The sequence below is a fragment of the Propionivibrio sp. genome (assembly GCF_016790145.1).
Classification (GTDB): Bacteria; Pseudomonadota; Gammaproteobacteria; order Burkholderiales; family Rhodocyclaceae; genus Propionivibrio.
The window spans coordinates 1-9,595 of record NZ_JAEUOI010000138.1 but is presented as its reverse complement, the minus strand read 5'-3'; the positions used below and the strand labels follow the sequence as shown (position 1 = coordinate 9,595).

At 58.2% G+C, this 9,595-nt stretch carries 8 protein-coding genes and 1 pseudogene; 3 read left to right on the top strand and 6 right to left on the bottom strand.

Translation table 11 applies throughout. The features are described from left to right. On the bottom strand, window positions 1-342 hold a 342-nt coding region (locus JNM42_RS11645), incomplete at its 3' end, for an NAD(P)H-hydrate epimerase (protein ID WP_294269803.1). 331 nt (window positions 343-673) lie between these two features. Here JNM42_RS11645 and JNM42_RS11640 point away from each other — a divergent pair. Next, window positions 674-1,663, top strand: a complete 990-nt coding sequence (locus JNM42_RS11640) for a type II secretion system F family protein (protein ID WP_294269799.1) — start codon at window positions 674-676, stop codon at window positions 1,661-1,663. 145 nt (window positions 1,664-1,808) lie between these two features. Here the strand turns inward: JNM42_RS11640 and JNM42_RS11635 are convergent, their stop codons facing one another. After that, on the bottom strand, window positions 1,809-2,429 hold the full coding sequence (locus JNM42_RS11635; RefSeq protein WP_294269796.1) for a hypothetical protein: 621 nt from the start codon (window positions 2,427-2,429) through the stop codon (window positions 1,809-1,811). Window positions 2,430-2,883: 454 nt separating this feature from the next. Here JNM42_RS11635 and JNM42_RS11630 point away from each other — a divergent pair, with 454 nt between their 5' ends. Continuing rightward, complete coding sequence (locus JNM42_RS11630; RefSeq protein WP_294269793.1) at window positions 2,884-4,464, top strand: response regulator; 1,581 nt, start codon at window positions 2,884-2,886, stop codon at window positions 4,462-4,464. A 186-nt stretch (window positions 4,465-4,650) separates the two neighbouring features. Here the strand turns inward: JNM42_RS11630 and JNM42_RS11625 are convergent, their stop codons facing one another. The 4 genes from JNM42_RS11625 to JNM42_RS11610 form a co-directional block, all read right to left on the bottom strand. After that, the gene (locus JNM42_RS11625; protein ID WP_294269789.1) at window positions 4,651-6,639 is read right to left on the bottom strand and encodes a hypothetical protein; all 1,989 of its coding nucleotides are present in this window, start codon (window positions 6,637-6,639) and stop codon (window positions 4,651-4,653) included. Window positions 6,640-6,692: 53 nt separating this feature from the next. Next, window positions 6,693-6,932, bottom strand: coding sequence for a hypothetical protein (locus JNM42_RS11620; RefSeq protein ID WP_294269787.1), 240 nt, complete (start codon window positions 6,930-6,932; stop codon window positions 6,693-6,695). 334 nt (window positions 6,933-7,266) lie between these two features. After that, window positions 7,267-7,668, bottom strand: coding sequence for a type II toxin-antitoxin system MqsA family antitoxin (locus JNM42_RS11615; RefSeq protein WP_294269784.1), 402 nt, complete (start codon window positions 7,666-7,668; stop codon window positions 7,267-7,269). Window positions 7,669-7,670: 2 nt separating this feature from the next. After that, window positions 7,671-7,967 (bottom strand): type II toxin-antitoxin system MqsR family toxin, encoded by a 297-nt coding sequence (locus tag JNM42_RS11610; protein WP_294269781.1) that lies wholly within the window; start codon window positions 7,965-7,967, stop codon window positions 7,671-7,673. A 438-nt stretch (window positions 7,968-8,405) separates the two neighbouring features. Here JNM42_RS11610 and JNM42_RS11605 point away from each other — a divergent pair. Then, window positions 8,406-9,595: pseudogene (locus JNM42_RS11605) on the top strand (phosphoribosylformylglycinamidine synthase); the annotation flags it as partial.

Here is a 9,595-nt window from a genome sequence, read left to right as displayed (position 1 = left end):
TGACCAGCGCAGCCTGACGGGAATCGCCGGGAGTGTGCTGCCACCGGTGTCGACAAAGCGCCTGAAGGCGTCTGCCGCGTCCATCGGCAGGTCGTTGGCCGGCCCGACAAAAACCACATGCGTGTCGAAGAAGCGTTCGCGCAGCAGAGCTGCGACTTCAAAGGCGTCGCCGCCGTTATTTCCGGGGCCGGCGAGAATCAGGACACTCGCGCCACGATCAGCGCAGATCGCCGTGGCCAGGTCAGCCGCCGCCCGGCCGGCGCGCTGCATCAAGGGCTGATCGGCGGCTGTCGCTTCGATGTGGCGCAGGTCGGCGGAGCGATAGAGCGGAATGGAGGTCATGGTCGAACAACGTGTTGATTGGTGAGAAAGGTAATTTAACCACGAAGCACCCCGGCGTGGTGTTTTATGGGTTCCGAAGGCTCCGAACCCTGCGCCTGTTATCCGCTCGGCATGCCGCCGAACAATACTCCGATGACGGGATACAAGTTTGTCATGCCTGGTGCGGAACACATTCCGCTGTCTTCACGTTTGATTCAAAACCCCCAGGCCCCCTTCTCAGGAGGAGTGAGGTGGTACGCACTGATTTCATCAAAACCGATGTTCAGGATTTCCGGTTAATATCCTGTGCAGCATTCGTCATGAAACTCCGATAAATCATACTCCATGCCCGATGGCGAACCACAAACCATTGACGTTCCGCATTCGCGCCGAACTCTATTCCCAGCTTGCGCAGATGGAGATGGCTGGGTTGCCGTTCGATCGCGCCTTGAATGTTTTGCAGGTGGTCGAACCGGCACATTCACGGCTGATCGCGATGCGCGCGCTGTTCAAGCACCATGACTTTGCGTTGGCGGGAGAACGCAGCGGGCTGTTTACGAAACTGGAAGCGCGGCTCATACATGCATCGATCAACGCCGGCAGTCCTGCACGCATGTACCGGCAACTAGCCGACTTTTATGGCACTCGCGCCAGGCAGGCGGCGAGCATGAAATCACGCCTGCTGATGCCGACCGGCGTGTTCATGATGGCACTGGCGATCCAGCCCCTGCCGGGATTGGTGACTGGCTCGATGGCGGTATCCGCTTATCTCTTTCAGGTGCTTCGCCCGATGATCCTGGTGGCGCTGATGGTGTTCGGGGTACGCTGGTGGCTGTCGCGACCCGCTGCCACCGCCAGGAAAAACGCCGCCTCACCCTGGCTGTCAATCCCCTTGCTCGGCAAGCTGATCGTGCGCCAGAACGTGCAGGACTTCTTTGCCAGCCTGGGCCTGATGCTGGAGGCCGGCATTCCGATGCTCGACGCCTTGCCGCTTGCGCTGGAAACGATTACCGAGCCTTCGATAAAACGCGAATTTTCCCGTATCGCACCGCGCGTGGCCGGCGGCGCAACGCTTGCGCAAGCCCTTGCCGACTCCGCCTTTCTCTGCGGAGCGCCTGACCGCGAACGAGCCGTGGCCTTGATCCATAGCGGTGAGCAAAGTGGCACATTGCCCGAAATGCTGCTACGGCATACGACAATGGAAAGCATCGCGATCAACGCTTCGTTCGAGCAGCTTGCCACCTGGGCACCGCGCGTCGTGTATGCATTGGTGATGTTATGGATGCTCGGCAGCCTGCTTGTCAGCCCCGGCTTGATGCCTAGAGCAATAGCCGATTTGTGACTTTATGCAGACATGAAGCAGCGCCGGTCAGACTGCTGTGCCAACAAGCTATTGAAGGGTACTGGCTACTGGTCTGCCGAATGGTCAGCTTCGAATTGTATCTTCGAAATATTCAATCCGAAGCTGACCACGATGCCGGCATATCTCAAGGGAAAGAGCGCTTCACAACACATTCATCCCACGTTGACCGCTCTGTGAAGCCCGATACCGCTTCCTTGGAATCGAACATCTTTCGGCTACGCCCATAGGCTCGATCACTCTTCACCACATCTGTGATCCGCCTGGCAAGCTGATTCATAAATCCGTTCGCCTCAGCTTCCTCAAGAGCTTCCCTAGATGAAAAAAGAATCACCACCTTGGGCCAACCGTAACCCCATATTCCTTCGACTTCCAAGATACCCTGGCTTCCCATAACGAGTTCTTTTCTGAGGTCTTGTACAAGACGCTTGAGCGCGACATCCGCATTTAAAGAATAACTCATGCTGGGTACACAGTTGAATGCAACAACCGGAATGACCAGAATGGAAATTGCGATCGCGAAAAGGGTTGATATTCCAAGAGTATATTTCAATATTGGAACCGCGCTCACCAGACCAAGCAAAACCGAGTAGAGGAAAAATTTCGCGTCCATCTTCATGGGAATCCATGCGATTACAATGGCGGGTGCGGTGATGAAAATCGCTACCAAGATGGACATTCCAAGCCAGAGCTGTAGAGCAACAGCACCCAAGAGCATCAATACAATCAATGCGGTATATATCTTCATTCGCTGTGACAGTTCAGCTTGTGGGAAAGGACAATTTTGAACAGACCACGATTTTCAGTTATAGGTTCCCTGACTGAATGCGTCTGGAAAGCCTGTCAATAACAAACCGAAGTGGAACCTTTTGGTACCATGTTGGGAAAGACTCCCAGAGTCCGATTTGACCGCCAAGCTTTACCCGTGTCATGCTTGAAACGGATGTTGGCAGGGATGAAACCAGACGGACTCGACGGTGGTCCGATTTGTCATAAAACTCAATGCATAGATGCTTCCGTAATATGAATGATGAGAAGTCCCGGCCTGTCATTCGATGGACAACAGCCCCGCGGCTTGTTTTTTCAAGCTGGAGCGGCACAGCAGGCTCATCTACCAGATATTTCATAACCGCTGAACAATACGAAAAAGTCGCTCGCCGCGTGCAGACGGGCATAGCTTGCAAATTCAAAGGATCACGTCAATGTCAATGAATGAGAGCCTGTTGCTGATCGCTGCCGTGTTTTTGGTGGCATATATGTTGTCGCGCTTCTTCGTTAGTCGTCGTGCAGCCAAACGCCTGGCTGCCGAAGATGCCGCACACCGTGAAGCCGAGTTGCTGACAGCCGAGGAAGCCGCACGCCTTGAAGCCGAACGCCCGGCTGCTGAGGAAGCTGAACGCCGTGAAGCCGAACGCCTCGCTGCCGAGGACGCCTCGCGGCGTGAAGCCGAACGTCTGGCTGCCGAAGAAGCCGCACAGCGTGAAGCCGAACGCCTGGCCGCTGAAGAGGCCGCACGGCTTGAAGCCGAACGCCTGGCTGCCGAGGACGCTGAACGCCGTGAAGCCGAACGTCTGGCTGCTGAAGAAGCAGCACGCCGTGAAGCCGAACGTCTTGCAGCCGAAGAAGCCGCACGCCTTGAAGCGGAACGTCTGGCTGCCGAGGATGCCGCACGCCGCGAAGCGGAACGCTTGGCTGCCGAGGAATCTGAACGCCGCGAAGCCGAACGCCTGGCAGCCGAAGAAGCCGCACAGCGTGAAGCGGAACGCCTGGCTGCCGAGGAATCTGAACGCCGTGAAGCCGAACGCCTGGCCGCTGAAGAGGCCGCACAGCGTGAAGCCGAACGTCTGGCTGCCGAGGACGCCGCACGCCGTGAAGCCGAACGCCTGGCCGCTGAAGAGGCCGCACGGCTTGAAGCCGAACGCCTGGCTGCTGAGGAAGCTGAACGCCGTGAAGCCGAACGTCTGGCTGCTGAAGAAGCCGCACGGCTTGAAGCCGAACGTCTTGCAGCCGAAGAAGCCGCACGCCTTGAAGCGGAACGCCTGGCTGCCGAGGAATCTGAACGCCGTGAAGCCGAACGCCTGGCCGCTGAAGAGGCCGCACGGCTTGAAGCCGAACGTCTGGCTGCCGAGGATGCTGCACGTCGCGAAGCCGCTCGCCTCGCTGCTGAAGAAGCCGCACGCCGTGCAGCCGCACGCCTGGCTGCAGAAGAAGCCGCACGTCGTGCAGCCGAACGTCTGGCTGCAGAAGAAGCCGCACGTCGTGCAGCCGTACGTCTGGCTGCTGAAGAAGCCGCGCGCCGTGAAGCCGAACGCCTGGCTGCGCTTGAGGTCCTTCGCCAGGAGCAAGCGAAAGCGCTAGCTCTCAGCGCGCCTCCTCAGGCAGTGGTGCCGAAGGCAAAAACAGCCGAAGAAACGGTGGTCATGGTAGCTGACGATTCAAAGGTAGTCCGCATCAAGACCGGACGCTTGCTCACCGCACACAAGTATCAGGTGGTGATGGCCGAAGACGGCCTGGATGCGGCAAAACAAATCGAGAATTCGGTTCCCGACCTGCTTATTACCGACGTTGACATGCCGGGAATGGGTGGGTTGCAACTGGTACGCCACCTGCGCGCCAATCCGCGTACGCTCGGCATCCCAATCATCATGGTCACCTCTGACAGTGAGGTATTACGCACTGAAGCCCTTGAGTCGGGGGTCAATGTCATCCTTGGCAAACCTTACCCTGAAGAACAGCTCATTGCACACATCCAAAGGCTCGTGATGGCCCGGACTGACGCTTGAGTATAGAAGCATGATGCGCTTTGCTAAAGGCATTCGCGTCCCCAATGAGCAGACCGGCGGGCGCTGACTCGACATGGCCAATCGATGATCTGATAGCGTGCGAGGGCTTCGAATTGTTTTGATGTATTCAAACCGAAGCGGACCGTTCGCTTGGACCCATTCGCTTGCAATTACCAGTCGAATGCATCATGGTTTTCCTTCCGGAGCCGCCTCTGGTGCAGGTTTGGCGCCAGGCTTGTCAACGAAGGTCATCTTGCCTTGATCGGTACGTTCATCGTTGCTGAAGAGGCCTTCCCAGAAATCGCCGTCAGGGAAAGTGAGTTTTCCTTGACCGTCCTTGACGCCGTTTTTCCAGTTGCCTTCGTAGCGCGTGCCATTCTCCGAGGTGTAGGTGCCCTGGCCGTGGAATTCGTCGTCCTTCATTTCGCCTTCGTAGCGGAAGCCATTGGCCTGCGAGGTGAAGCGGCCCTTGCCTTGCCGCAGGCCATTCTCAAGCCGGCCTTCAAAACGATCGCCGTTGCGCCACTCGACGACACCCTGGCCGCTGGCCCGACCGCCGGCTTGGGCGAAACTGAAGTCGCCGATGAAGGTGGTGTCGCCAGCCGTAACGCGTTTGCCGGAGACAGCCGGCGGCTGGGTTGCTAACGCTGCTCTGGCTGGCTCGCCGGGCTGGGCGGATGCGGGTGGCGGGGCATTCGCCATGGGTGCAGGTGATGTAGGAGCCGCTTCAACTGGAGCTGCAGGAGTCGGGCCAGGATCAGGCCGGCTGGTGCCGCTCTGCAGGATCGCCTTTTCGGCCACGAAATCGGGCGCCTTGCCGGTGGCGAGGTTCGGTTGCCCGACGTAGACCGCGTCGCCGGTGATGCGGATCGGCACGATGGTGAAGCGGCCGGCGACGTCTGCTTCCGTCCGGTAGCTACCGGCGCTGGTCTGGAATTCGATCAAGTGCCTGCCCTGCGGCAGGCTGGTGCGGGCCACCGAGATGCGCTCGGGCAGGGTGCGCCAGTTGCGGTCGTCGGCCTGTTCGGTGGCCACGGCAACCACGTTGGCAAGCAGTCCGGCGACCCAGTGCGCCTTGTTGGCCTGATCCTGTACGACGGATTTGAAGCCGGAGCGGATGACGCTGCGCAGGATGATGCTCGGCATCTGATCCTTGAGCTGGCGCCGGGCCATGGTGTCGGTGTTGGTCAGCGTTTCGACCGGCAGTTGCCGAACGGCAACCGTGAGTGAAGCCGGCACCGGCACCGGGCTGGAGGATTTGATCACCGGGAAGGATAGCGGAGTGATAACGATCCCGTTCTTGCGCGGAATCGGGATCGGGATGTTCAGCGAGTCGATGCTCGGTGCGAATCCGGTTTCGATGACGAACAATACGTCGACTTCTCCCGGATCGGGCCGGGCCTTGCCGACGCCTTCCAGTGCGCTCTGGATGATGGCCTTGCCCGGCGCCAGTTGCAGGGCGTTGCGGTAGCCCGGTTCGGCCAGCGAGGGCTCGTCGGTGACTTCGAAAAAATAGCCGGCCAGATAGTGGGCAAAAGCGTTCTGGAAGCCGTTTTTAAGCTCGCGGACTTCAGTGGTATCGATCTCCTCCATCGGGTAGCCGTCGAGCCTGGCGATTTGGCCGGTCTCCTGCTTCTGCGCTTCGGCCTTGAGCGCCTCGTACTCCTTCTCGCGAAAGGCTTCGATCAGTTTTTCCCGCTCGTAGGTCTTCTTCATCTCGATGCGGGCATGCTCGAAGTTGCCGAGCATGATGTGGTCCAGCGTCAGGCGGGTGGATAGCAGCACCTTTTCGTAGTCCTGTCCCTCATAGCGGCGGGTCTTGTCGCTGATCAGATAGCTGCCGATGTCACCGGACAGCCTGGAGGAATTGTTGCGGATGTCATTTTCCCAGGCCTGGATGATCTCGTCGCCCTTCAGCCAGGTGTCGCGGCTGGCGCCGTAATTGCTGCCGAGACTGAACAGTTCGCCCTTTTCGAAGAAGTAGAGGATGTCCTTGTCGGCGCCCGCGTTGTTCTTTTCGATCTGCGCGACGGCGTCTTTGAGAGCACCCGATTTCACCAGCCTCACCGCCTCGCCGAGTTCGCTGTTGTACTGGCGCATCGGACCGGCAGCGCAGAGCGTTGGCAGTGCGGCCAGCAGGAGCAGAAGCGGGGCGGTTTGTCGAAGCGGCTGCATGGTCATTCCCTCGGCGTTGGTTTGCACCTTTGTGCTGGCGGCGAATCGGATGATTATACGATTACGCGCAACAGCGGGGCCGGTTTGCCGCCAACCAATTGAATGCTGGCGACTATGGGTTCCAGAGTGAATCCGCAGGGATCGACTGGCTTGTGAGGCAGCACTGAATCATTTTCAACGCCCTTGACGAGCGGGACGACTTCCATGCTGCCGACACGGAGTTGGGTCTGGTAGACATAAGGGCTAACCGGCGGAACGGGTAGCCCGTAATACGAGAATCCAATGGTGCGCAAGCCAAGACGAAACAGGGGCGGTAGCGCAAAAGAACAGGAGTGCCGCCAAAAGCGCCAACAAGAGCCAGCGTCCGGTAAGAATTTTCTTTCGAGCAACCGAATAACCGCTCTTCTCTCCCCCTCATGCTGTTCTCGCCCATTCAAAGTCATTCGCCTCTTCCAGCCCACCATAATCCAGCCCAATCCCGCCCGCTTCGATGCTCAGGCTGCTCTGATCGAGATATGGCTTCAAGCGAACGGAAAATCGAAATACGCGAAAAAACGGGAACGCGGTTTTCTGAAAACCAAATCCACATCGGGGCCGATTTGAAATGACTCTGGATTGCGATTGAGGTTACGCTACCCTGACTTCGTTCAAAAGTTCGGGGTGTCGGTCCAGCATTTTGAGTAGCTTGACAAGTGCTAACGGTGGCCTGGTTTTGCCATTCTCGTAGCGGGAGAACGCATTAACCCCACCGCCAAAAATTGCAGCGGCTTCCTTCTGGTCAAGGTTCAGTTTTTTTCGGACGCTGACAATGAACTCTGGCTGGACAAAAGCCGCATTTACTTGCCTGTTGAAATCTCTTACCAATAGCCCGTAACGCTCCGCTTCACTCATGTCTAAAACGACTTCTGCGCAGGCCGGGCAATAGTCTCCGGTCACTTCCGGGACAAGGGTTGTTTCGCCTTTGTAGGTGTAAGGCATGTCGCGGGTGTCATGCACCAATTCAGACGTTCCGCAAACTGGACACTTCATGTTCATAGCTCCTTGAACGACACAATAAGCACGTCTTGAATGACCGTTAGTTTCAGGTAAACCTTACCTGCCGGTGTTATCGGCTGATAAACGTCTTGCCAGATTCTATGGTCAGCGTGTGTGCTCATGCTTTTGTAAAAGTCTTTCGGGGTAAGCGTAGCAACAACATTGACGATTGCTGCTCTATCGAAACCAAGCAACTCCCCACCAGCAACTGCGCTTGCTGTCATCCGAATCCTGCCGGATTCAATCAGCGACCTGATCACAGAAAGCTTGCAATGTGGCGTACGCTTTTCCATATTCAAAGACTAATTGACTTTGTTGAATTTGGCAAGTTGGTTATTTTCCTTTTGTTCTGCGGGAAACATGGGAAGCCCACTAATTTTTAAAAATTATATGGTCGCGCCCGTCAGATCATCCAGGCACTACATCCCATTGAGCCCGGATAAACAATACTGCCATGATCGTCTTGCCTGCCTAGCAGGCCATTTGTTCTGTGCCATTAGCAAGTAGAGCCAATCCTTCAATGCTCGCCACCGAATACGTTTACTTCCTGCAAGGCTATTTTGACCCGTTGGAGAGAAATGAGCGAATGGCTCCGCAACAAAGTGCCGGGCTCAACCTCTTATACGGGGTACAAGCAGCGACCCTTCCGCTTCGGCACCAGTTTCTCTCGGCTATAATTGCTGCCTCGCCCTGTTTCCACGCAGCTTCCCTGCACTTTTTCCAAGATCGCCATGGCCGACATTCTCTTTCTGCGCGGGGCTCCCGCTTTTTCCGCTTTTCGCCTGCAAGGTTTGCAGCTACGCATCCAGGCCCTGGTGCCCGGTGCACGCATTGCCAGCGCCGAGTACTGGCACGTTGTCCCGCTGAGCAAGGCACTCGGCGCTGAAGAACGCCGGCAACTGGCGGCGTTGCTTGAGGAGCGTGCAGCGGATGCAGGGGGGAGCGAGGCGTGCGGCGAGTTGTTCCTGGTCACACCGCGTATCGGCACCATTTCGCCGTGGTCGTCGAAGGCCACCGACATCGCGTGGAATTGCGGGCTGGAGGCCGTCGAACGTATCGAGCGCGGCATCGCCTATCGCATTGAATCGGCCCGGGGCACACTGGCCGCCGAACAGCGGGCGATCATTTCTGCGCAACTGCACGACCGCATGATCGAAACCGTGCTTGGCGATTTTGCGCAGACTGCCGAGCTCTTCCGCCATTTCCCGCCCAGGCCGATGGCCTCGATCGATCTGCTCGGCGGCGGACGCGCGGCGCTGGTCGAGGCCAACAGTCGCCTCGGGCTGGCGCTGTCGGACGACGAAATCGACTATCTCGTCGAGCTGTTCGTCGGCAGGACCCGGCGTAATCCCACCGATGTCGAGCTGATGATGTTCGCGCAGGCCAACTCCGAGCATTGCCGCCACAAGATTTTCAACGCCTCCTGGGTGATCGACGGCCAGCCGCGCAGCGAAACGCTGTTCGGGATGATCCGCGAGACGCACCAGGCGCATCCGCAGGGAACCGTTGTGGCCTATTCGGACAACTCATCGGTGTTCACCGGGGCCAGCGTGGCGCGCTTCGCGCCGGGGGCGGACGGCACCTATGGCTGGAACGATGAACTGACGCACATTCTGGCCAAGGTCGAGACGCATAACCATCCGACGGCGATTTCGCCCTTCCCCGGCGCGGCGACCGGCTCGGGCGGCGAGATTCGCGACGAAGGGGCGACTGGGCGCGGTTCCAAGCCGAAGGCCGGCCTCTGCGGTTTCTCGGTCTCCAACCTCTATCTGCCCGATGCGCCGCAGGCCTGGGAAGCCGGGAGCGCTGCCTACGGCCGGCCGGCGCGCATTGCTTCGGCGCTGGACATCATGCTCGAAGGCCCGATCGGCGCGGCGGCTTTCAACAACGAGTTCGGCCGCCCCAATCTCACAGGTTACTT